General features: G+C 60.1%; 20 protein-coding genes. 7 read left to right on the top strand and 13 right to left on the bottom strand.

The window, feature by feature from the left end; all coding sequences use genetic code 11:
* Positions 1 to 6: 6 nt before the first annotated feature.
* The 3 genes from IB252_RS21625 to IB252_RS21615 all read right to left on the bottom strand — a co-directional run bounded on the left by IB252_RS21625 (position 7) and on the right by IB252_RS21615 (position 4028).
* Complete coding sequence (locus IB252_RS21625; RefSeq protein ID WP_007896379.1) at positions 7 to 207, bottom strand: DUF1656 domain-containing protein; 201 nt, start codon at positions 205 to 207, stop codon at positions 7 to 9.
* Entirely contained in the window at positions 197 to 2377 is a 2181-nt protein-coding gene (locus IB252_RS21620) for an FUSC family protein (RefSeq protein WP_192410198.1), read from the bottom strand. Before IB252_RS21620 ends, IB252_RS21625 begins: the two co-directional genes overlap by 11 nt.
* Positions 2378 to 2516: 139 nt before the next feature.
* Positions 2517 to 4028 (bottom strand): efflux transporter outer membrane subunit, encoded by a 1512-nt coding sequence (locus IB252_RS21615; RefSeq protein ID WP_192410197.1) that lies wholly within the window; start codon positions 4026 to 4028, stop codon positions 2517 to 2519.
* A 405-nt stretch (positions 4029 to 4433) separates the two neighbouring features.
* Here IB252_RS21615 and IB252_RS21610 point away from each other — a divergent pair, with 405 nt between their 5' ends.
* From IB252_RS21610 to IB252_RS21600, 3 genes are all read left to right on the top strand, one after another.
* Complete coding sequence (locus IB252_RS21610) at positions 4434 to 5402, top strand: LysR family transcriptional regulator (protein ID WP_008150590.1); 969 nt, start codon at positions 4434 to 4436, stop codon at positions 5400 to 5402.
* Between the two features lie 622 nt (positions 5403 to 6024).
* A complete protein-coding gene (locus IB252_RS21605) occupies positions 6025 to 6999 on the top strand; it encodes a 2-hydroxyacid dehydrogenase (RefSeq protein ID WP_192410196.1) in 975 nt (324 codons plus the stop codon).
* 141 nt (positions 7000 to 7140) lie between these two features.
* The gene (locus tag IB252_RS21600; protein ID WP_111450346.1) at positions 7141 to 7650 is read left to right on the top strand and encodes a DUF2165 family protein; all 510 of its coding nucleotides are present in this window, start codon (positions 7141 to 7143) and stop codon (positions 7648 to 7650) included.
* Between the two features lie 29 nt (positions 7651 to 7679).
* On the opposite strand, the gene IB252_RS21595 is transcribed toward IB252_RS21600, so the two are convergent.
* Positions 7680 to 8582: a DMT family transporter gene (locus IB252_RS21595; protein ID WP_192410195.1), complete on the bottom strand. Its 903-nt coding sequence runs from the start codon at positions 8580 to 8582 to the stop codon at positions 7680 to 7682.
* Between the two features lie 138 nt (positions 8583 to 8720).
* Here IB252_RS21595 and IB252_RS21590 point away from each other — a divergent pair, with 138 nt between their 5' ends.
* Positions 8721 to 9596, top strand: coding sequence for a helix-turn-helix domain-containing protein (locus IB252_RS21590; RefSeq protein WP_111450348.1), 876 nt, complete (start codon positions 8721 to 8723; stop codon positions 9594 to 9596).
* 118 nt (positions 9597 to 9714) lie between these two features.
* On the opposite strand, the gene IB252_RS21585 is transcribed toward IB252_RS21590, so the two are convergent.
* From IB252_RS21585 to IB252_RS21550, 8 genes are all read right to left on the bottom strand, one after another.
* On the bottom strand, positions 9715 to 12144 hold the full coding sequence (locus IB252_RS21585; RefSeq protein WP_192410194.1) for a TonB-dependent siderophore receptor: 2430 nt from the start codon (positions 12142 to 12144) through the stop codon (positions 9715 to 9717).
* Positions 12145 to 12416: 272 nt separating this feature from the next.
* Positions 12417 to 13406, bottom strand: coding sequence for a FecR family protein (locus IB252_RS21580; protein WP_192410193.1), 990 nt, complete (start codon positions 13404 to 13406; stop codon positions 12417 to 12419).
* Positions 13403 to 13966: an RNA polymerase sigma factor gene (locus tag IB252_RS21575; RefSeq protein ID WP_008150603.1), complete on the bottom strand. Its 564-nt coding sequence runs from the start codon at positions 13964 to 13966 to the stop codon at positions 13403 to 13405. Before IB252_RS21575 ends, IB252_RS21580 begins: the two co-directional genes overlap by 4 nt.
* 4 nt (positions 13967 to 13970) lie before the next feature.
* Positions 13971 to 14297 (bottom strand): DUF3325 domain-containing protein, encoded by a 327-nt coding sequence (locus tag IB252_RS21570; protein ID WP_192410192.1) that lies wholly within the window; start codon positions 14295 to 14297, stop codon positions 13971 to 13973.
* The gene (locus IB252_RS21565; protein ID WP_192410191.1) at positions 14298 to 15878 is read right to left on the bottom strand and encodes a PepSY-associated TM helix domain-containing protein; all 1581 of its coding nucleotides are present in this window, start codon (positions 15876 to 15878) and stop codon (positions 14298 to 14300) included.
* Positions 15878 to 16180, bottom strand: coding sequence for a DUF3649 domain-containing protein (locus tag IB252_RS21560; protein WP_192410190.1), 303 nt, complete (start codon positions 16178 to 16180; stop codon positions 15878 to 15880). The genes IB252_RS21565 and IB252_RS21560 overlap by 1 nt, the downstream gene beginning before the upstream one ends.
* Positions 16181 to 16383: 203 nt before the next feature.
* Positions 16384 to 16791, bottom strand: a complete 408-nt coding sequence (locus IB252_RS21555) for an HPF/RaiA family ribosome-associated protein (RefSeq protein WP_111450355.1) — start codon at positions 16789 to 16791, stop codon at positions 16384 to 16386.
* 213 nt (positions 16792 to 17004) lie between these two features.
* The gene (locus tag IB252_RS21550) at positions 17005 to 17952 is read right to left on the bottom strand and encodes a LysR substrate-binding domain-containing protein (RefSeq protein ID WP_008150625.1); all 948 of its coding nucleotides are present in this window, start codon (positions 17950 to 17952) and stop codon (positions 17005 to 17007) included.
* A 135-nt stretch (positions 17953 to 18087) separates the two neighbouring features.
* Between IB252_RS21550 and IB252_RS21545 the strand changes: the two genes are divergently transcribed.
* From IB252_RS21545 to IB252_RS21535, 3 genes are all read left to right on the top strand, one after another.
* Positions 18088 to 19464 (top strand): L-serine ammonia-lyase, encoded by a 1377-nt coding sequence (locus IB252_RS21545; protein ID WP_192410189.1) that lies wholly within the window; start codon positions 18088 to 18090, stop codon positions 19462 to 19464.
* A gap of 60 nt (positions 19465 to 19524) precedes the next feature.
* The gene (locus IB252_RS21540) at positions 19525 to 20826 is read left to right on the top strand and encodes a serine/threonine transporter (RefSeq protein ID WP_192410188.1); all 1302 of its coding nucleotides are present in this window, start codon (positions 19525 to 19527) and stop codon (positions 20824 to 20826) included.
* Between the two features lie 217 nt (positions 20827 to 21043).
* A complete protein-coding gene (locus tag IB252_RS21535; RefSeq protein ID WP_111450358.1) occupies positions 21044 to 21361 on the top strand; it encodes a DUF3509 domain-containing protein in 318 nt (105 codons plus the stop codon).
* Here IB252_RS21535 and IB252_RS21530 read toward each other — a convergent pair.
* A complete protein-coding gene (locus IB252_RS21530) occupies positions 21358 to 21858 on the bottom strand; it encodes a phosphate-starvation-inducible protein PsiE (RefSeq protein WP_192410187.1) in 501 nt (166 codons plus the stop codon). The genes IB252_RS21535 and IB252_RS21530 overlap by 4 nt on opposite strands.
* Between the last annotated feature and the right edge of the window lie 162 nt (positions 21859 to 22020).

Raw genomic sequence — 22020 nt, 5'->3', positions numbered from 1 at the left:
AGGGCCTCAACGGTAAACAGTCAGCGCCAGAGCGCCGAACAGACAGGTAAACAGACTCAGGCGCAGCAGCGCCGGGTGCCAGAAGAAGCGGTACAGATCGAACCCGGACAGGAACCGGTCAAGTGCCCAGGCCAGCGCCGCCGCGATGAAAAACATCAGGGTCATGGTCGGCATGTACACGCCGTGGAAGGCGATTTCACGAGGCATGTTCGAGTCCTTTGGCATAAGCGGCGAGCGGTGATTGCGGGTCCAGTAATGAGGTGCGGATGAAGTGCAAATAGCTCTTCACCCGACGCAGGGCCGAGGTGTCGAAGTGCGGCGCGAAAGGTTCGTCGGTGGCTTGCACGCGGCTGATCGCGTGATCGACGGCGATCAGGCCACGCTCCAGATTGCTTTGGCTCGGTTGCAGAAACAGCCGCACCAGCGAGCGCCCCATCACCCGGATCGCCTGACGCCACGGCTGCGATTCGGCATAGGCCGGATGCACCGGCAGGATCGCCTGTTCCTTGCGCAACTCGATGATCGCGTGGCCGACTTCCAGCACCACGAACATCCAGCGCAGCAAGTCCCGTTGCACCTGCGGCTGCCCTGCCGCGAGACCGTAGGCCTGATGCAGCAAGTCCCGCGTACGGCTTTCGAAACTCGACGCCAAACCCTTGAGTTTGCCGCTGATGGCGTACACCACTTGCCCGCGCAAATCCTGCTCCAGCCGACGCCACAACCAGCGGCTGTTGGGCGGCAGAATGATCGCCCCGGCCGCCGCGCACACCAGCATGCCGAGCACCATGGCGATGTAGTCGTTGATAAAGGCGTAAGGGTTGTAAACGGTGAGGTTGTCCGGCACCGAACCGGTGCTGAAGAAGATCAGCAAACCGAGACCGACACCGGCGTATTGCGGCCTTGATGTGAGGAACGAACCGAGCACGATCACCGGCGCGAGCATCACGCAGAGCAACGGAAAGCCGTCGATCCAGGGGAAGATGAAAAACATCTCGACGAAGCCGATCAGCGCCCCGAGGAGCGTCCCGCAAGCCATCTGAAAGGCCATGCGTTTTGGATTCGGTGTCGCCGCCGAGAGGCCCACGGTAGCAGCGGCAATCAGCGTCATCGTCGCCCCGCTCGGCCACGCGGTCGCGACCCAATAGCTGCCCAGAACCACCAGAATGAACGCCGCGCGAATTCCCGAGGCGGCCGACGCCATCCAGTTGGTTTGCGGGGTGAATGGCTCATCCCATTGCTCGCGCGCATGGCTGTGATCAGCCAGAGACGCGTGGGTCTGTGCATAACTGTACAAATCGTCGACGAAGCGATAAAGCAGCTCGTACGCGGTATGAAAATCCAGCTGCTCGGCGTCGCTCGGATTGCTCTCCTGAAAAACCGCTCGCAAGCTGCGAACCCGCGCCGGCAGACCTTCTTTATAGGCGGTTAGCGCGATGACCAGACGGCCCGCATCGGCGTTGGTCAGGGCACGGCCGCTGAAGCCATCGAGCAGTTCGGCCAGGTCCTGCAAACCCGGTTTGATCGCCGCGACCACCTGATCGGTGCCGCTGCTGCGCAAGCGTTCGAGCAACTGGTGCAAGGCGTTGAAACGGGTGGTGATGCCCATGAATTCGCTGTTCAAGCGGCTGAGCCGACCGCTGCGCCGACGCATGTGCGGGTCTTCAAACACAGTGACGCTGCGCAACCCTTCCAGCCCCACGGCCTCGGCGATGAAGCGCACGTTGCTCGCCTCGAAAGCTTCCCGTTTACTGCGACCGCGCAAGCCATCCGTGACGAATAGCGCGAACACCCCGAAGCGCTGATACAAGGCGTTGCGCATGGCGGCACTGGCGGATTGCGGCAGGATCGCGGCGCTGACCAGCGTGGAGCAGATAATTCCCAGGGAGATTTCCAGTACCCGCCAGACGGCGGCCATGAACGCGCCGTCCGGGTGCGCCAATGCGGGCAAACCGACCATCGCGGCGGTGTACCCGGCGAGCACAAAACCATAGGCGCGGAAGTTGCGATAGCGCGCCGCGCCCGCCGAACAGATGCCGACCCAGATCGCCAGCGATCCGAGGAACAACTCGGTGTTCTGCGCAAACAAGGCAATCAGCGCGACCATCACCGCCGAGCCGGCCAATGTCCCCAGGAAGCGATAGAAACTCTTGGCCAACACGTGACCGCTTTGCGGCTGCATGACGATGAACACGGTAATCATCGCCGTGCGCGGTTGCGGCAACTCCAGGCGCATGGCCAGCCACAGCGTCAGAAACGCGGCGAACAGCACCTTGAAAATGTAGACCCAGGTCACGCCATCGCTGCGCGCCCAGTCAAAGAAACCCCGGCGCCATTCAAGGGAATACAGCCAGCGCAAAGGTGCGGGCAAGGGAGTCATGAAATCCTGCTCATTGAAATTAAGGCCGGGCGCGGCACCTGTGGGAGCGAGCCTGCTCGCGATAGCTGAGTGTCAGGCGACACAAGCATTGACTGATACGCCCTCATCGCGAGCAGGCTCGCTCCCACAGGTTTTGTGTTCAATTCGAGATGTTCTTAAGAAGGCTCGGGGTTTTCGGTGCCTGGGTCTGGCTGTCTTTCGGCGCATCGTTACCTGCGCCTAGCCCACCGCCGAGTGCCGTCACCAATTCCGCATGAGCACTCAGTCGCGCCGCCTGCACCTGCTGCTGGACCTGCTGCTGTTTGAACAACAGCGTCTGGGCGTTGAGCACGTTGAGGTAGTCGGTGAGGCCGCGCTGGTAGGCGATCATCGCGATGTCGTAAGTCTTCTGGGCCGTGGCCACCGACTCGGCGGCGAAGGTTTGCTGCTTGTCCATGGATTCGCGGCGGATCAACTGGTCGGAGATGTTTTTCAGCGCGTTGACCAGCGTCTGGTTGTACTTGGCCACGGCGATGTCGTAACCCGCCGAGGCTTCGCCCAGCTCCGAGCGCAACCGGCCGCCGTCGAAGATCGGCAACGAGATCGCAGGGCCAACGCTGTAGTTGAGCTTCTTGCCGGTCAAAAACTCCAGCGCTCCACCGCCGGTAGCCATGTAGCCGAGGCTGCCAACCAGGTCGACGTTGGGGTAGAAACCAGCGTGCGCGACATCGATACCCCGTGCCTGGGCCGCCACTTGCCAGCGACTGGCGACCACGTCCGGGCGTTGACCGAGCAACTGCGCGGGCAACGACGACGGGAGTTTCAGCGCTGCGCCCAATGACAACGTTGGCCGCTGCAACTGCGCGCCCTCCCCCGGACCTTTGCCCGCAAGGGCCGCGAGCTGGTTGCGGCTGAGGGCGATTTCTTCGTCCAGTGCATCGATCTGACGGTGAGTTTCCGGCAGCGGCGTTTCAGCCTGACTGACTTCAAAATGGGTGCCGATGCCACCGTTCAGACGCTTCTGCGCGAGGTCGAGAATTTGCTGCTGCTGTTTCAAGGTCGCCTCGACGATGTTCCGTTGCGCGTAATGCAACGACAACTCGATGTAGGCGCGCACGATGTTGTTCTGCAATTCGAGCTGGGCCAGACGCGCTTCGGCGGCACTCATGTGAGCCATGTCAACGGCGCGCTCGCTGGCGTTGCTTTCGCGCCCCCAAAGGTCGAGGGCGTAGCTGAAGCCCAATGCGGCGTTGTTGTCCCAGGTCGTCGTGTTGGCCAATTCGCCCGGCCCGTAGAACTGATCGGTGGGCCAGTTATGGCGTTTGAGGGTGGATTGGCCATTGATCTGCAGCGACTCGGCGGACTCGGCGATCCCGGCCATGGATTTGGCCTGACGCACTCGCGCCGCCGCCATGGCCATGGTCGGGCTGCCTTGCAGGGCGAGGTCGATCCAGCGGTTCAATTGCGGGTCGCCATAGGCCTGCCACCATTGCGCGGTGGGCCAGTGAGCGTCCTGTGCAGCGTTCTGGATGGCTTCGTCGGTGGCCAATGAATCGGCCTCCAGCGCCTTGCCCTGCGGGGCAATACCTCCGGTACCGATGCAGCCGCTGATTGCCAGGGTTAAAGCCAAAACACTGAGTGTCTGAAGCGCTCTGTTGATGCGACGCGGCACTGCTGCGATTTCCTGAAGTAGGGGAGGTAAAAAATTTTGTGGGAACGGCACCGCAACCCCTGTGGGAACGAGCTTTTGTGGCGAGGGGGTTTACCCCCGTTGGGTCGCGAAGCGGCCCCAAAACCTGCCACCGTGGTGTGTCTGGCGGACCGCATGCTCAGGTTTTACGACTGCTTCGCAGCCGAACGGGGCGATGCGGCGTTCCGATGAACCCCCTCGCCACAAAGGCTCGTTCCCACGGGGGTTCGATGTTCCAGCGGTGGCGCAATTCTAGGGCTCGGCTTTGTTGGCGATAAGCTGGGAATCCTGTGAATCTTTGTTACCGTTAACGCGATAATCCGTTAGTCGGGGTCTCAGACCCTGAAACTTCGTGTCACAATTTGCCATCGCCTCCGAGAGCACCCCATGGACACTTTGCAAAACATGCGCGCCTTCAGTTACGTGGCCGAGGCCGGCAGCTTCACCGCCGCCGCCGTGCAACTCGACACCACGACGGCTAACGTTTCGCGCGCGGTCTCCAACCTGGAAGCCCACCTGCAAACCCGCCTGCTCAACCGCACCACCCGACGCATCGCCCTGACCGAGGCCGGCAAGCGCTATCTATTGCGCTGCGAGCAGATCCTGGCCTACGTCGAAGAAGCCGAAGCCGAAGCCAGCGACGCCCACGCCCGCCCGGCCGGGCAGCTCAAGGTGCACACCATGACCGGCATCGGTCAGCATTTCGTGATCGACGCCATCGCCCGCTATCGCAAAACCCACCCCGACGTCACCTTCGACCTAACCATGGCCAACCGCGTCCCGGACTTGCTGGACGAGGGCTACGACGTGTCCATCGTGCTCGCCAGCGAACTGCCGGACTCAGGCTTCGTCTCCCAGCGTTTGGGCATCACCTACAGCATCGTTTGCGCCTCGCCGGCCTATGTGAAAGCCAACGGCTGCGCGCAGAAGCCCAGCGACCTGCTGAACCACGCGTGCCTGCGTCTGGTAAGCCCGGTGATTCCGCTGGAGAAATGGACCTTCGACGGTCCCGAAGGCCAGGAAATGGTGACGATTAATAGCTCACCGTTTCTGGTGAACTCCGCTGATGCGATGAAGACGGCGATCACCAGCGGCATGGGGGTTGGGGTTTTGCCGGTGTATGCAGCGATTGAAGGGTTGCGCAACGGCACGCTGGTGCGGGTGATGCCGAACTACCGGTCGCAGGAATTGAATCTGTATGCGATCTACCCGTCGCGGCAGTACCTGGACGCGAAGATTAAAACGTGGGTCGAGTATTTGCGCGGGTCCTTGCCAGAGATATTGGCGGCGCATCAGGCGGAATTGGTGGCTTATGAGTTGAGTGGGAGCATGGGTGGGGTTCGGGTGGCGAATTGATCGGCCGGCTGATAGACCGCCTTCGCGAGCAAGTCGAATCGTCGCACCGCCGCTCCCACAGGGGAATGGTGTACACCTGCGGGTGATCGGTCGGCTGTCAGGCCGCCATCGCGAGCAGGCTCGCTCCCACAGGAGATCGGCGTACGCCTTTCGCCTTTCGCCTTTCGCCCCTCACCACTCATCAGGCCGAGCGTTAGCTCGCCTGCAGCTCTTGATCTTGATCCACCCGCCCCTTCGGCAGGCTGAGTGGAGGTGTTCATCTGGGGGGCAGGCGCGCAGCGCCGTTCGACGCAGTCGAACACATCGAGAGGAGGTCGAAGCGAAGCCGACCGGAGGCGATGCCCCCAGATGGACGCCGGAGCGAAGGAACGCCGAGCCCAAGCGAGGGGCCGGACGCTGGGGCGAGACTTTTTGGTTCCTTTTGTGGCGTTTGACAAAAGGGACTCGCCGTAAGGGCGAAACCCTAAGCCGCCGTTACCGCAGAAACGGATATGTACACCACCAACAGCAACATGGTCGGCCCAAAGGCCGCCAAGGACAAAAGAGCCCAACAGCCTCGCCCAAATCCAAAGAAGAATGTTAGCGTGCTTGGCATTCACCTGCGCCCGAGAGCCCTCCTCCCATGAAAAAGACCGTCCTCGCCTTCAGCCGCATCACCCCGGAAATGGTCGAACGCCTGCAGCAAGACTTCGACGTTATCGTGCCAAACCCGAAAAACGGCGACATCAACGCCCAATTCAACGAAGCCCTGCCCCACGCCCACGGCCTGATCGGCGTCGGTCGCAAACTCGGTCGCGCACAGTTGGAAAACGCCGCCAAACTGGAAGTCGTCTCCAGCGTCTCGGTCGGCTACGACAACTACGATGTCGCCTACTTCAATGAACGCGGGATCATGCTCACCAACACCCCCGACGTCCTCACCGAAAGCACCGCCGACCTGGCCTTCGCCCTGCTGATGAGCAGCGCCCGCCGCGTCGCCGAACTGGACGCCTGGACCAAGGCAGGCCAATGGCAAGCCACCGTGGGTGCGCCGTTGTTCGGCTGCGACGTACACGGCAAGACCCTGGGCATCGTCGGCATGGGCAACATCGGTGCGGCCATCGCCCGTCGCGGGCGGCTGGGCTTCAACATGCCGATCCTCTACAGCGGCAACAGCCGCAAGACCGAACTGGAGCAAGAACTCGGCGCGCAGATGCGCAGCCTTGATCAATTGCTGGCCGAAGCTGATTTCGTCTGCCTGGTGGTGCCGCTCAGCGAAAAAACCAGACACCTGATCAGCCACCGTGAATTGGCATTGATGAAACCCAGTGCGATTCTGGTGAACATTGCCCGCGGCCCGGTGGTGGACGAACCCGCCTTGATCGAAGCCCTGCAAAACAATCGGATTCGTGGCGCCGGGCTGGACGTTTACGAGAAAGAGCCGCTGGCCGAGTCCCCCCTGTTCCAACTGAAAAACACGGTGACATTGCCGCACATCGGCTCGGCCACTCATGAAACCCGCGAAGCCATGGCCAACCGCGCCTTGGCCAACTTGCGCAGCGCTTTGCTGGGTGAGCGACCACAAGATCTGGTGAACCCCCAAGTCTGGAAAGGCTAACTAAAAAGGGCAGATGCATTAAATGTCTGCCCGGTCCATACACAACTTGCAATTCAGTCTACCGACGAAAACGAGATAGGCATTATAAACTCTCCATTCCTTACCAACCCTACGGTTTATTAGCTATGGAGAGCGCTTACCTTGAACAACATTACAACCGACAAGATCATCCGATACAGCAAAGTAATACTGATGATTTATATAAGTTTCTTTGGCCTGCTCGTGATGTACAGCAACTTCACCGACTACGCATCCAACTATGAATATGTCGGTCACGTCCTTAGCATGGACACCACCCGAGAGAACCTGAACCTGAGCTACAGGGCAATTACCTCGCCCATACTCCACCACCGAATCTACTGGATCATTATTACCCTTGAAGTCACTTATACCGCTTTCTGTTTGCTAGGCGCCTATCATCTTTACCGAAACATAAACGGCTCTCCCGAAAACTTTCATGAAGCGAAAAAGTTTGCGATTGTTGGATTATTGATCGCCATGTTTGTTTATTACATCTGCCTGCAAGTGGTCGGTGTCGAATGGTTCAACATGGATGAATCACAAACCTGGAACGCGAAAGACTGGGCTCGGCATATCGTCGATTTCATATTGCCTTTGCTGATATTTATAGCCATCAGAACTGAGCGCTAAATGGCCTTAGCGCTCAACCATCATGCCTCTCAGGCCAGCTTGCCGTTCCCCTGAACCATCGGCGCCCTGGGCTTACGAAACACCAGCACATTGCCCAGCATCACCAGTACCAAACCCACCAAGGCGGGCGCGGTCCATTGATAGCCTTCGGCAAACGCCGACACGTTCAGCGCCACGACGGGGAACAGTACGGTGCAATAGGCTGCGCGTTCCGGCCCCATCCGCCCGACCAACGTCAGGTAGGCCGTGAAACCGATCACCGAACCCGGAATCACCAGGTACAGCAGCGAGCCGATGTAGCGCGCATTCCATTCCATGTCGAACGGAATGCCTTTGACCAGGCACCACACCGACAGCATGGCCGCGCCATAGGCCATGCCCCAGGCATTGGTGGTCAGCGGTTTGAGCCCGGCTTTCTGTTGCAGGCTCGACAGCATGTTGCCCGCCGAGAAGCACAGTGTCCCGAGCAATGCCAGACCCAACCCGAGCAAGGTTTGCGGGCTCGCGGTGTGGCCCACCACCTCAGGCCAGAACAACAGGCCAAGCCCAAGCAGCCCCAGCGCACCGCCCATCAGCACATTGCGAGCTACTTTCTGGCCGAAGAACACGCGCGCATTGAGTGCGTTCCACAACGTGGCGGTGGAAAACACCACCGCGACCAGACCGCTGGGTATCCACTGGCTGGCCGTCAGAAAACACATGAAATTGATGCAGAACAGGCACAACCCCTGCGCCAGACAGATCAGATGCCCGCGACGGTTCATCACTTGCAGGCGGCGACTCAGCAGCAGCATCACGAACAGCACCAACGCGGCGAGGCCGAAGCGATAGACGATCGACACCGGAATCGCCACCACGCCCAATTGCCATTTCAAGGCAATCCAGGTGGTGCCCCAGATCAGCACGGTCAGCAGATACAACGAAAGGTTCATGGCAAAGACTCCTGAATAGGTCTTCAGTGTCCTGCGCCAGGGCCTTTCGCACTTGCATAAACTTGCGCTTTTGTCAGGCCACAGGCTGGCAGCCGAACGGCTACGGAGTAGGATGCAAGGCGTCAAAGAGAAGCCATCATGCCTGCACTGGAAACCCTGCAAGTCTTTCAAGCCCTCAACCGCTCGCCCAATGCTCGCCTCGAGCACAGCGCCGAGCTCGGTGACGGCATGGCTGCAGCCTTGTGGAGCAACCATCACGACGCCCAGGATTACGAAGCGCCGAGTCATCACACCCTGTCCTGCTACATCGCTGGCGGCACCGGCACTTTTCGCCGCGACCAACCCGGCACCAAGGGCGGCCCGGACAAGCTGTGCATCCTGCCGGCAGAGCATCAATCGGGTTGGGTGATCAACGGCGACATACGCCTGGCCCACGTGTATTTCAGCCCCGAACAATTCGCCCTCGGCTGCGTTACGTTGCTGGACCGCGAACCTCGCGAACTGCAGCTGCGCGAAGCCACCTTTCTCGACGACCCGGTGCAAGCCCGGCGCTTTCGGCAAATGCTCACACTCAACTGGGACGAGCCCGGCGAACGCGTGCTCACCAGCAGCCTGGCCCATGAAATGCTCAGCCACGTTTTGCTCGGCCAGGTCGGGATGCGTGAAGGCTTGCGGCTCAAAGGCGGATTGGCAGCGCATCAGCGGCGGCAGTTGGTGGAGTTCATCGACAACCAATTGGCCGAGGCGATTAGCCTGGGGCAGTTGGCAGCGTTGTGTGCGTTATCCGAATACCACTTTGCGCGGATGTTTCGCGAGAGTTTTGGCTTGCCGCCGCATCAGTATGTGCTGTCGCGGCGACTGAGCCGGGCGCGGGAGTTGTTGCGTACGACGTCGCAGCCGTTGGGGGATATTGCGTTGGCGTGTGGGTTTGCCAGTGCGAGTCATTTCACCAATCGGTTTCGGCAGGCATTGGGGGGAACGCCCGGTGAGTATCGGCAGGCGTTTTTGCGGTAATCCTGAAGTCTTCAGTGTCTGGCAAGCCGCCATCGCGAGCAGGCTCACTCCCACATTTGGAATGCATTCCCCTGTAGGAGCCGGGCTTGCTCGCGAAGAACGATGACGCGGTCTGCGATCAGAACTCCAGCGTGCTTGAGAGCGACACCTGCCGCGAATCCCCCATCGACACAAAGAACCGGCTCGCTGCCGAGGTGTAGTAGGTGCGGTCAAACAGGTTCTTCACATTGAGCTGGAACTTGACCTTCTGCCCCTCGACTTTGGTGTCGTAGGTAGCGAACGCATCGGCCACGGTGTAGCTCGGCAGGTCGAAATCGTTCACCGCGTTACCCGCTCGCTCACCGACATACCGTGCCCCTGCGCCGACCCGTAGCTGATCGCCACCGACGATAGTGCCAAAGTCATAAACCGCCGACAGCGAACCACTATTCTTGGCGACGTTTTGCAATTTCTTGCCTTTGTAGATCGGGTCCTCCGTCACTTCAGCGTCGGTGTAGGCATAGCTGCCGATCATGCTCCAGCGATCACTCAACTGACCGCTCAAGTCCACTTCCAGCCCACGGGAACGCACTTCACCGGCGGCGCTGTAGATCGTCACCGGACCTTCGGAGTTGGCCACCAGCACGTTGCGTTTCTTGATGTCGAACAGCGCGACGTTACCGGTAACGCGGCCTGGCATGTCGAGCTTGGCGCCGATTTCCCAGGACTTGGCTTCTTCCGGCGCGATGCTGCCGTCCAGCACGGTGCTGCTGCCGCTCAACGGTGCGATGGTCGAGTTGGGTTTGAACGATTCTGTGTAGCTGCCGTAGAACGACAGTTCATCGGTGTAGCGATACACCAGACCGGCGCGAGGCACCCATTTCTGACCGTTGCTGTCGGTGTTGGCCTTGAACGGCACGCCTTTGCCGGCGTACTGGTTGTATTCCTGGAAGCGCCCACCGGCTACCAGAATCCATTGATCGGTCAGGTGAATCGAGTCCTGCAAAAACACCGAATCGCTGCGCAGTTCATCGGTTTGCGCGCTGTCGGCCGGGCTGACCGTGGTGCCGGCGACTTCGCGGCCGTAAACCGGGTTGACGTAACTGAAGGTGCTCAAGCTTTTCTGACGGATCAGGTCTTCGCGGTAGATCTTGCGGTATTCATCATCGACGCCGAACACCAGGTCATGTTTCATCCCTGCGAGCTGGACATTGCCTTCCAGGCTGGCGGTGGTGAAGCGGTCGGTGCTGATCGCGTTTTGAGTGCCGTCCATGCTGCGAGTCAACGTGCCCTTGTTGGTGTCGATGGCGGTGATGCGCACCTGGCTGGCGTCGTAGGTTTCGCGGTTCCAGCTGTAGCCGAAGTGGGCTTTCCAGTTGTCGTTGAGCTCGTGATCGGCCTCGAAGTGATACAGGTCCGAGCGGCCTTCCATGTTGTTGAAGGGTTCGTCGAGGCGACGCTCGCGGGAGATGTCCAGCGGATGGTTGTCACGCGGGTCGATGATCGTGCCGCGGTCGAACGGGGTCAGAAACTCGCGGTGTTCGTAGGCGAACAGCAGCTTGGTGCTTTCGCCGAACCAGGCCAGGGACGGTGCTACCAATGTCTCGCGGTGAGTACCGAAGTTGCGCCAGTAATCTTCGTCTTCGTGGTCCAGGACCATGCGATAGGCCAGCCCGGAATCACCCAGCGCGCCGGTGCTGTCGAGGCCGCCGCCGCTGCCGTTTTTGCCGTCGCCATAGGTCGAGCCACGCAGGGTCAACGCGTTGTACTGCTCAAGCTCGGGTTTCTTGCTGACCATGTTGACCACGCCGCCCGGGTCTTGAATGCCATAAAGAAGCGAGGCCGGGCCCTTGAGCACTTCGACCCGGTCCACGGTCGCATTCATGCCACGGCCCTGCACGATCGGCATGCCGTCGCGCATGATCGAGCCGTTGCGGTTGTCGCCGAAACCGCGAGTCATCACCGAATCCTGAGTGCTCGCCAGTGTGTTGCCTTGAGTAATGCCGCTGACGTTGGCCAGCGCGTCGTCCAGATTGCGCGGCGCCTGATCGCGAATAACCTGCGCCGGAACCACGTTGACAGTCTGGGGGATTTCCTGGATCAAGGCCGAAGAGCGCAGCACCGAACTGGTGGGCGGTGGCTGATAGCTCATGGACTGATCGGCCACCGAGGTGATGGTGGTCGCGCCCAGATTCAAGGCGCCATCGGTAGGCAACGGCTCCAGCAGCAAGGTGTGACTATCAGTGCGACGGAAGGTGAACCCCGAACCGCTGAGCAAACGCTGCATCGCCTGCTCGGCACTCATCTGCCCGCTGAGCGCTGGAGCGTTGATGCCGTACGGCGCTTCATCGGTGTAGACCACGCTGATGCCAGTGATCCGGCTGAAGTCGCTCAAGGCCTGGGGCAGCGGTTTGGCGGCCATTGCGAAGCTGAACGGCGCACTCTGCCGGGCACTGCCAGCCTCAGCCGCCACCGCCACACTCAACGGCAGCAATGCCAGCGCCGAAAAGCTCAAGGCACACGTACCCAACCACTGTTTGACCGAACCCGATTTTGCCCTGGACTTCATTGCTCATGACCTGTGTAGAACCTACGGAATGCGAATGACTCGCAGTTTCAGTCACTACACGGATGGCGTCTGGGTTTACCTCATCAGAATTTTGAAATTATTTTCAAAACACTTCGATCGTTCCCACGCTCTGGTGTGCAGACCACTCTGCGTGGGAACGATCAGTTGAAAGAATGTGTGTTCGATCTGACGCCATCGCGAGCAGGCTCGCTCCCACAGGGGAATGCGTTTCAAATGTGGGAGCGAGCCTGCTCGCGATGGGGCCAGCAGCCTCAACGCAAAATAATCAAACGCCCCAAAACCTTGTGCTGTTCAAACCCCAACACCCCTTGCAACGAACTCAGCACCGCTTGCGGATCCTTGCTCGGAAAGCTGCCACTGACCCGCCGCCCCGCGAGTTCACCGTTGAGCAGCACAATCCGTCCCGGGTAATAACGCCCAAGGTCTTGCACCACGTCGGCGAGTGTCGCCTTGTAGTAATTGAGCCATCCCTGACGCCACGCCAATTGCGCTTCGCTGTCGACCCTATGGAGTTTTTGCGCCGAACCCTCGCCATAAGCCACTTGCTGGCCAGCGATGAGAATTTGTTGCTCGGCGTACTTGTTCGCCGTCACACCGACCCGCCCGGACAACACCGTGACCTGCGCACCGTGCGGTTGCAGACGCACTTCAAACTGAGTCCCCAGCACCCGCGCCTGACCTTTTTCAGCGTCCACCACAAACGGCTCGCCGGTGTGGGTCACGCTGAAAAATCCGGCGCCGCGCCGCAGCTGGACATGCCGCTCGCCACGACTGAAATCCACCGCAATCGCGCTGTCGGCATCAAGCGTGACTTGTGACTGATCCGACAGCGTGACAGTGCGAATCTCCCCCGGCGCCGACACATAGTCCGCGCCCAGATCATCGACCCAGCGCGACGGTTGCCAGCCAGCACCGACGCCGATCATCACTACCATGCACGCCGCCATCGCCAACGCCCCGGACCAACGCCGAACGCGGGTACGGCGCGAGCGATTCATCGCATTGAGATAACCCTGCAAGGCAAACGCTTCTTCACCGGCCAACGTTCGGGCCGGAGTTTCGGTCAACTCCCACACCACTTGCGCCTGGGCGTAAGCCTCGGCATGGGCGTGGTCGGCCTGTAGCCAATGGCTGAAGGTGGCCTGATCGCCGCTGCTGGGCTGGTCATGCAACAGACTCAGCCAGGCGAAGGCCGCCTGTTCCTGAGCAGGCGTCGGGGTGACGCGTTCGGTGTTGGTCACAATGCTTTCCCTGGCGTGCGCGGTTCGGGTTCCCGCAGGCTGGCCTTGCAAGCCTCGAGGGCGCGCATCATATGTTTTTCAACGGCGCTTTGGGACAACCCCATGGCCTTGGCGATCTCGGCGTATTTGCGCCCGTGAATACGGTTGAGCAAAAAGATCTGCCGCGTGCGCTCGGGCAGCGCGCGCAACGCCGCTTCGACGTGACGCAAATCGTTGCCCGCCTCCAGCGCCGCTTGCGGCTCGCTGCCGTGGCTGTCGGGTTGATCCGGCATCCAGCCCTCATTGACCCGCACCCGCGTGCCTTCGCTGCGCAAATGGTCGATGGCGATGTTGCCGGCGCAGCGCAACAGGTAAGTGCTGAGCTCTTCAACCTGCACCAGCGGCCGACGCCAGAAACGCAGGAACAAATCCTGCACCAGGTCCGCGGCGGTCGCCCGACAACCGACACGACGGCTCACCAGCGCTTCCATTTGCGAACGCTGGGAAAGGAACACCTGCAGGAAATGCGCACGCGCACCGCGATGTTCGTCGTCATGGGATTCCGGGGGGCTGGTGATCATCAGGTCAGCCCTTTGCAAACACGGCGACGGGGCTGGCAAGCAAACTCAAACCGGCCAACGCCAAGGCCAGGCGCGGGCGATACGTCATCAACCACACCAGCAGCAAAGCGCTGAGCATCAACACCGCAAACCACTCCACCAATCCAAGTCCCCAACCCGTCGACGACACCGCAGCCCACAGCGATAACGCCAGCAACAACCAGCCACTGAGTTTCATTCCTTGGCGGCGACGGGCCGAAGGCTTGCGCCCCAGCATTTCGGCGTGATGCCGATCCATCGATAAACACAGCGCGGTGAAACCGCCGTAGCACAGCAACAAGGCCAGGAACATTCAGTGCGCCTCTTGCTCAAGCAGCATCGGTTTCGCCCGTGGTCGGGTGGCGATTCCAGCCTGCCCCGCGCGCTGCATTTTCCACGCAGTCCACGCGAAAAACAGACCGCTGCCCAGACACGTCAGATCGAAACCGGCCATGGCCCAATCCCCCTGCATCAGGGTGACGCCCAAGTGATAAGGCGTAGTCAACGCGTTCAGCAACGGCAGCGCACAGAACAGCAACGCCGTCAGCGCCAACTGTTCGACCCACGCGGCGCGACCGCGGCGGACCACGGCGTGCAACACACTCAGGCCCCAGACGATGAAGAAGCTGTTCACCTCCCAATCCGCCCGCCCGGCCATTGCGACCGGCAACAATCGATTGGCCCAGAAGAACACCGCCACCGCGACCATCAACCCCGACAGGCTGGCGATGTTCAGCACTTCCACCAGCCGCAACTCAAACGGCATCACACCGCTCTTCGCATGTTTGAGCTGACGCTTGCCGAGCCAGATCACCAGTCCGGTGCCGATCATCGCAGTGCCCGCCAAACCACACATGAAGTACAGCCAGCGCAACACCGGACCGGCGAAATGGCCCATGTGCAAGCCGTAGAAACTGCCGGCAATCACCATGGGCATTGCTTGCTTCGGCGTTGCGCTGAGTAGCTGCCCGGTCACGCCGTTGAATGTCACCGCGCTGCCAAAGTCGTGGACTACTCGGTCGGCGCCGTCACGCGCAAGAATGACCGAGGCATTCGCATCGCCCGAATTGTTCACCGTCAGCGACCCGGTTCGCCCGCCCGACCACAGCTCGCTGGCCCGTTCCAGCAGCGGAGCCAAGGGTGCCAACTGGCCCGGCTTGCCCGCCATGTCGGGCGTATTGGACGCCGGAAACACCTCATCGTAAAACGCCTCGACATCACCGTTGTACGCGGCAAGGATGCTCGCCGGCATCACCATCGACATGAAAATCACCAGGCTGCTGTAAGTGATCATCAAATGAAACGGCAACACCAGAACGCCCACCGCGTTGTGCCCGTCCAGCCAGGAGCGCTGGCCCTTGCGCGGGCGGAAGGTGAAGAAGTCCTTGAAGATTTTCTTGTGGGTGATGATCCCGCTGATCAGCGCGACGAACATCACCATCGCTGCGATCGTCGACAGCCAGCGCCCCCACGGATAGGGCATCTGCAGCTGAAAGTGGAAGCGGTAAAAGAACTCGCCACCGCGTGTGTCCCGGCCCTGCACTTCTGCACCGGTTTGCGGATCGAGGAGTTTTTCGGTGAATTGACCGCGCGTGCCGGGCTTGGCCGGTGCTTGCTGCCACCTCACCGACAGCCCGGGTTCGCGAGCATCCGGTAAATCGATGAGCCATCGCGAGGCACCCGCGGCGTGCTGCTCGAGGTAGTGCTGGGCGAGAGCCAGACTGGCTTCTGAGGACAGCGAACGGGCGGGAACTTCCGGCTGCATCCAGTGGCTGATCTCATCCTTGAAATAGGCGAGCGTGCCGGTCAGGAAAATCGCGAATAGCAGCCAGCCGAAGATCAACCCGGCCCAAGTGTGCAACCAGGCCATGGCCTGCCGAAACCCCTCTTTCATCAGTGGCCCATCCAATACGCCAGCCCCGACACCGCCGCCAAAACCACGCTCGGCACGATCAATCCGAACCAGGCTTGCCACGCACTGCGACAGGCAAAGCACCAGAGTACGGCGACCAGATACACCAAAAACGAGGTCATCATCCCGGTGACCACCGCTTCGCCACGAGCCAAAGGCAGCCACATCGTCAGGCTGACACTGGCCAATGCCGCGACGAGGTAACCCCCCAGCACGGCGGCCAGCACTCGGGAAGTGACGGCCAGTCGGTAGGAAACGGGGAGCGCGGTGATTTTGCCTTTCATGTTTCGACCTTGAAACGGGTGAGGCCTCGTGAATGTCACGGAGCCAACAAGGCCGCAATATTAATGATAAATATTCTCATGTGCAAAATAGAATACGACGGGATCGCTGTTACACCAGTCAGCGGTCAGTCAGCACAAACAAAAACGGGCCTGCTTAAGCAGACCCGTTTGTCAGTGGTGGAAGGTAAAAACCTAATCAGATATCAGCCGTTTTGCGCAGCCTGTTCGTTCTCGAGAAACTCGTCTTCCAGCAGCGCATCGGCTGCAACTCTCTCAAACGGCACGATAGCGGCACGTGGTTTGCCCCGCAGTTTGCCGAACAGGTGCTCAAGCGCATGTTCAAGTTTTTCGGCCGCACCGTCGATCGCCAGTTCCAGGTTTGCGGCTTTATGGGTGACAGAAATCGGTTGGTGGCCTTTTGGCCGCGCTTCCAGCTGACAGCGCATGTCATGGGGACCTGGCTTGTCGCCGTTCTCGTCCCGCAGATGAACCTCGACGCGTGTCAGGTCCTCTTCATAACGTTCGAGCGTGCTCTCAATGGTAGTACGTACCCACTCCTCCAGTCGGATGCTGCTTTGAATATGGTTATCGCTGTTGACTTGGATTTGCATAGTTCATCCCTTATTTCAGCTAGCTCGCGAGAGGCACATCGGCTGGCCCTTGGGCGTCATCACCGTGACCTCTTACTTACACAATCGGTCGGCTCGCAGAACAATTCAACCCCTAAAAAAAGATAAATTTTGATTCGCAAAAAAAGCCGGACAAGGAGCAAAAGCGCTGTTAAGGTCGGGAGTTGGGTCGCCTGACTCTTTTGTCACAATTGCTCACATCTGCCGCTCCGCCAGCGGATGCAGGCTTCGAAATATCCCCGCCTCTTCCACCAGCCAGTCATGCACCGCACGCACGCCCGGATGGCTCAGCGCCCCAGGCGCATAGAGCAGCACGTAACGCTTGTGATTGGGTACCGCCAAGCCAAACGGCACGATCAACGTCCCCCGCTCCAACTCATCATTGAGCAAGGTTCGCCGCGCAATCGCCACGCCCATCCCGGCAATCGCCGCTTCGATGGTCAGGTGATTGCGATTGAAGGTGTGCCCGCGCCGCACGTCCGCACCTTCGAAGCCGATGGCGTTGAGGTAAAACTCCCATTCCGCGTACTCGTAACTGCCGCGCCAGGCGGTAATGTCGTGCAGCAACGGGAAATGCATCAGGTCCGCCGGGCCATGCAGTGGCGGCCGGCCGCGCAGCAGGCTTGGGGCACAGACCGGAAAAATCTGCTCGTCGAGCAAGGTTGTGGATAACAAACCGGGATAGCTGCCGTCATTCAGGTCGATGGCCAAGTCAAAGTCGCCTTCGTGCAAGGGCACGCTGCTGTCCTCGGCCACCAGACGTAATTGAATGTCCGGAAAGCGCTGCTGCAAGCGCGGCAACCTTGGGGTCAACCACTTGCTCAGGAACGATGGAATCGAGCGCACCCGCAAAATCCCACTGATCATTCCGGCATCCAGTCGTCGCAATTCCGCATCGATGCTGCCGTAAGCCTCATTGACCGTGATGGCCAGTCGCTGGCCTTCAGCGCTCAATTCCACGCCGCGAGCGCGACGATGAAACAGGCGAAAACCCAGTCGCTCTTCCAGCTGTCGGATTTGCTGACTGACCGCACCCGGCGTGATGTGCAGTTCTTCGGCGCAACGGGTGAACGACAAGTGCCGCGCGGCACAGGAAAACACGTGCAGCCAGACGTAAGTCTGGGCGTGCAATTGGCGACTCATTGTTTAGTCCTGCTAAAGGCTGTCTTAGGAAGTTTCGTTGGTCACGTAGGACCGAGGTAGGCAGTATCGCCGACATTGCGCTTGTCCTACAAAAATGGCAGCGATTTCTCTTCCATTGCTTGTATAGGCTTTAGCATGGCTATCAGTGTTTTCGATCTCTTCAAAGTCGGCATCGGTCCGTCCAGTTCCCATACCGTCGGCCCGATGCGCGCCGCCGCGACCTTCGCCCAAGCCCTGATTGACCAACAATTGCTGGCCGACGTACGGCGGGTAGAAATCCGGCTTTATGGCTCGCTGTCGGCGACCGGCGTCGGTCACGCCACCGACCGCGCCTGCGTCATGGGCCTGATGGGCGAGTGGCCGGACAGCATCGATCCCACGTCCATCGACAGCCGAATCCAGACCCTGCGCGAAACCGGCGAACTGTTTCTGGCAGGCAAAACCACCATCGCCTTCAACTGGCAACGCGACCTCCTGCTGCTGGACGAGAGCCTGCCCTACCACCCCAATGCCATGTCGCTGACAGCCTTTGGCGAAACCGGAGAGCTGGCAGAGCAAACGTACTACTCGATCGGTGGCGGTTTCATCATCGAAGCGGCCGAAGCCGAGTCCGGCATCGCGCCCACCAGCGATGTGGTGCTGCCGTACGATTTTTCCAGTGCCGCCGAACTACTCAAGCTCTGCAACCTGCACGGTCTGCGCGTTTCCGAGTTGATGATGGCCAATGAATTGGCCTGGCGCAGCGAAGCCGAAATCCGTCAGGGACTACTGCACATTTGGTCGGTGATGCGCGAATGCGTCGAGCAAGGGCTGCGCCATGAAGGCATCCTGCCCGGCGGTCTGAATGTTCCCCGTCGCGCGGCGAAACTGCACCGCAGCCTGTTGGAAATCGGCAAGCCGAATGTCATCACCTCCACGCTATCGGCCATGGAGTGGGTGAACCTGTTTGCCCTCGCCGTGAACGAGGAAAACGCAGCGGGCGGGCGCATGGTCACGGCGCCGACCAACGGCGCGGCGGGGATCATTCCGGCGGTGCTGCATTACTACATGAAATTCAACCCGGACGCGTCGGACGATGACGTCGTCGCGTTCTTCTTGGGCGCTGCGGCCGTAGGAATCCTCTGCAAGAAAAACGCGTCTATCTCCGGCGCCGAAGTTGGCTGCCAGGGCGAAGTCGGCTCCGCCTGCGCCATGGCCGCCGCCGGGTTGGCGGACGTGCTCGGCGCCACGCCAGAGCAACTGGAAAACGCCGCCGAAATCGGCCTGGAACACAACCTCGGCCTGACCTGCGACCCGGTCGGCGGCCTGGTGCAAGTGCCGTGCATCGAGCGCAACGCCATCGCCGCCGTGAAGGCGATCAACGCTACGCAAATGGCGCTACGCGGTGACGGCAAACACTTCATTTCCCTGGACCGGGTGATTCGCACCATGCGCGATACCGGCGCCGACATGCATGACAAATACAAAGAGACTTCACGGGGCGGCCTGGCTGTCAGCTGGGTGGAGTGCTGAGGAGCATTCCCGACGCCTGTAACACGTGAGCCCGAGCAAGAACAATAACGAGGCCAAACGATGACCGATGTACGTACACCTGCTGCCGATAATCCTGCTGTAGACCTGACACGCAATAGCGAAATAACCCACAAAGGCTGGAGTAAACACGACACCACCTGGATGCTTGGCCTTTACGGCACCGCCATCGGTGCCGGCACGCTGTTCCTGCCGATCAACGCCGGCGTAGGCGGTTTCTGGCCGCTGCTGATCCTGGCAGTGCTGGCCTTCCCGATGACTTTCTTCGCCCACCGCGGCCTGACCCGCTTCGTGTTGTCCGGGCGTTCCGGGGACATCACCGAAGTGGTGGAAGAACACTTTGGCATCGGGGCTGGCAAGCTGATCACGCTGCTGTATTTCTTTGCGATCTTCCCGATTCTGCTGGTGTACAGCGTGGCGCTGACCAATACCTTGAGCAGCTTCATGGAGCATCAGTTGCACATCGCCCCGCCACCACGGGCGATTCTGTCACTGGTGCTGATCCTCGGTCTGATGGCCATCGTCCGTTGCGGTCAGGGCGTCATCGTCAAATGCATGAGCGTGCTGGTTTATCCGTTCGTGGCGGCGTTGCTGCTGCTCGGTTTGAGCCTGATCCCGAACTGGAACGGCGCATTCTTCGCCACCGCCAGTGAAGGCATGCCGATGCCGCTGTTCTTCAAGACCTTGTGGCTGGCGATTCCGGTCATGGTGTTTTCGTTCAACCATTCGCCAATCATCTCCGCCTTCTCCGTCGATCAGAAACAGCGTTACGGCGAACAGGCCGAACGCAAAAGCAGCGGCATCCTCGCCATCGCCCACGCAATGATGGTGGTGACGGTGATGTTCTTCTGCTTCAGCTGCGTGCTGGCCTTGTCACCGGCGGATTTGGCGGCTGCCAAGGCGCAGAACATCTCGATCCTGTCGTACCTGGCCAACCACTTCCAGACGCCGGTCATCGCTTACGCGGCGCCGCTGATTGCGCTGGTGGCGATCACCAAGTCCTTCCTCGGCCATTACATCGGCGCCAGTGAAGGCTTTCAGGGGCTGATCGTGAAAAGCCTGCGCGGCCGTGGCCGGGTGATGTCGGCGAGCTGGCTGAACCGCGTGACCGCACTGTTCATGATCCTCAGTTGCTGGGCCGTGGCGACCTTCAACCCGAGCATCCTCGGCATGATCGAAACCCTCGGCGGGCCGATCATCGCGTGCCTGTTGTTCCTGATGCCGATGTACGCCATCCGTCGAGTGCCAGCCTTGCGCCAGTATTCGGGGCAGGCCTCGAACGTGTTCGTGGTGCTGATCGGTTTGATTGCACTGTCTGCGATCATCTACTCATTCATGCCCTGAAACGGGCAGGCAAAAAGAAGGCGGGCTGTAGTGCCCGCCTTCTTTTTGCCGTGTCTATTGTTCGACAATTTTTCCGGCATGCCCCTTGCTACGTTACCTGTGAGGCAAAAGGACTTTTGAAAACCTCAGCGAGCGACGTGCCGGTGGTCTGGTGTTGCGAACTAATCCCGATCACGGTGGGTCAACAACTGCACGTTCAATCAGGCGGTAACGCAAAATGGACAACCCTTTTCAGCTCATTACCGATGCTTTTGCAGCGGATTATCAGATCAACCTGAGCATTCAGGGTCTGGATGGCAGCATCATGCTGACCCTGTCCAACAACGGCCACGTGGTCGCCAAACGGATGATCAGCGCCGAACAACGCAATGACCCCCAGCGCCTCAAACGCCTGGTACAAAGCATTCAGTTCGGCATCGCCATCGAACAGGGCCATAGCGCCGTGGCCATCCTCGAAGCCATGACCGACGGCGACAATCACAACCTGCCGCCGCCACGCGTCAAGGGCCACAGCCGGCCAGCCATGCGGCTTTAAAGCTCGCCCTTCTCGACTTCGGGATGCTCACCGGAACCCGCACCGATCTTGCGTTGCGGGTGTTCGATCTTCACCGAAGGGAATTGCGACGAAGCGTAACGCACCACCAGAATCGAGAACGCCAACAGCAGAATCCCGCCGCACAGGTAGATGATGCCGATATCCGGTGGGTTGTGGTGCGAGACGTTGGAGATCAGTAGTCGCGTCAGCGCGGTGATCGCGACGTAGATCAGGAAACGCACCGGCATGTGGTTGGTCTTGAAGTAAATCCCGACCATCGCCCCCAGTTCCAGGTAGATGAACAGCAGCAAGATGTCATCGATTTTGATGTGCCCCGCCTCGATCATCTGCAAAAACTCCATCACCGCCGCCCACGCGGTGACTGCACCGATGGCGAACAGCGCCATGTAATGGAAGGTCTCGACGAACAGGTTGCCCAGGGACTCGGCCAGTTGATGCACGTTCTGCCGCAGGTTCTCGGCCCAGTTGATTTTCACGATGATTCTTCCTTAGCTCGGTTCGAGCGGATGATGCGGGTTTGACGTGACGTTTGTCTTGCATGCAGAAAAAAGGCCAGAGGCTGTTGGGTGAGATGGCGATGGGCTGCTACTGGACACTTTTGTACTGGATTCGAGGGCCTCATCGCGAGCAAGCTCGGC

It is taken from the genome of Pseudomonas sp. PDM10 (assembly GCF_014852295.1).
Classification (GTDB): domain Bacteria; phylum Pseudomonadota; class Gammaproteobacteria; order Pseudomonadales; family Pseudomonadaceae; genus Aquipseudomonas.
The sequence above is the reverse complement of the archived record's forward strand: the minus strand, read 5'-3'. Positions and strand labels throughout refer to the sequence as shown.

Excerpts from the sequence above, each read along its gene's own strand:
- IB252_RS21575 (WP_008150603.1), bottom strand. The coding sequence starts at position 13,966 with ATGATCACCAGCCCCCCGGAATCCCATGACGACGAACATCGCGGTGCG.
- IB252_RS21560 (WP_192410190.1), bottom strand. The coding sequence starts at position 16,180 with ATGAAAGGCAAAATCACCGCGCTCCCCGTTTCCTACCGACTGGCCGTC.
- IB252_RS21585 (WP_192410194.1), bottom strand. The coding sequence starts at position 12,144 with ATGAAGTCCAGGGCAAAATCGGGTTCGGTCAAACAGTGGTTGGGTACG.
- IB252_RS21545 (WP_192410189.1), top strand. The coding sequence starts at position 18,088 with ATGGCTATCAGTGTTTTCGATCTCTTCAAAGTCGGCATCGGTCCGTCC.
- IB252_RS21605 (WP_192410196.1), top strand. The coding sequence starts at position 6,025 with ATGAAAAAGACCGTCCTCGCCTTCAGCCGCATCACCCCGGAAATGGTC.
- IB252_RS21550 (WP_008150625.1), bottom strand. The coding sequence starts at position 17,952 with ATGAGTCGCCAATTGCACGCCCAGACTTACGTCTGGCTGCACGTGTTT.
- IB252_RS21535 (WP_111450358.1), top strand. The coding sequence starts at position 21,044 with ATGGACAACCCTTTTCAGCTCATTACCGATGCTTTTGCAGCGGATTAT.
- IB252_RS21610 (WP_008150590.1), top strand. The coding sequence starts at position 4,434 with ATGGACACTTTGCAAAACATGCGCGCCTTCAGTTACGTGGCCGAGGCC.
- IB252_RS21570 (WP_192410192.1), bottom strand. The coding sequence starts at position 14,297 with ATGTTCCTGGCCTTGTTGCTGTGCTACGGCGGTTTCACCGCGCTGTGT.
- IB252_RS21595 (WP_192410195.1), bottom strand. The coding sequence starts at position 8,582 with ATGAACCTTTCGTTGTATCTGCTGACCGTGCTGATCTGGGGCACCACC.
- IB252_RS21590 (WP_111450348.1), top strand. The coding sequence starts at position 8,721 with ATGCCTGCACTGGAAACCCTGCAAGTCTTTCAAGCCCTCAACCGCTCG.
- IB252_RS21540 (WP_192410188.1), top strand. The coding sequence starts at position 19,525 with ATGACCGATGTACGTACACCTGCTGCCGATAATCCTGCTGTAGACCTG.
- IB252_RS21625 (WP_007896379.1), bottom strand. The coding sequence starts at position 207 with ATGCCTCGTGAAATCGCCTTCCACGGCGTGTACATGCCGACCATGACC.
- IB252_RS21555 (WP_111450355.1), bottom strand. The coding sequence starts at position 16,791 with ATGCAAATCCAAGTCAACAGCGATAACCATATTCAAAGCAGCATCCGA.
- IB252_RS21620 (WP_192410198.1), bottom strand. The coding sequence starts at position 2,377 with ATGACTCCCTTGCCCGCACCTTTGCGCTGGCTGTATTCCCTTGAATGG.
- IB252_RS21565 (WP_192410191.1), bottom strand. The coding sequence starts at position 15,878 with ATGAAAGAGGGGTTTCGGCAGGCCATGGCCTGGTTGCACACTTGGGCC.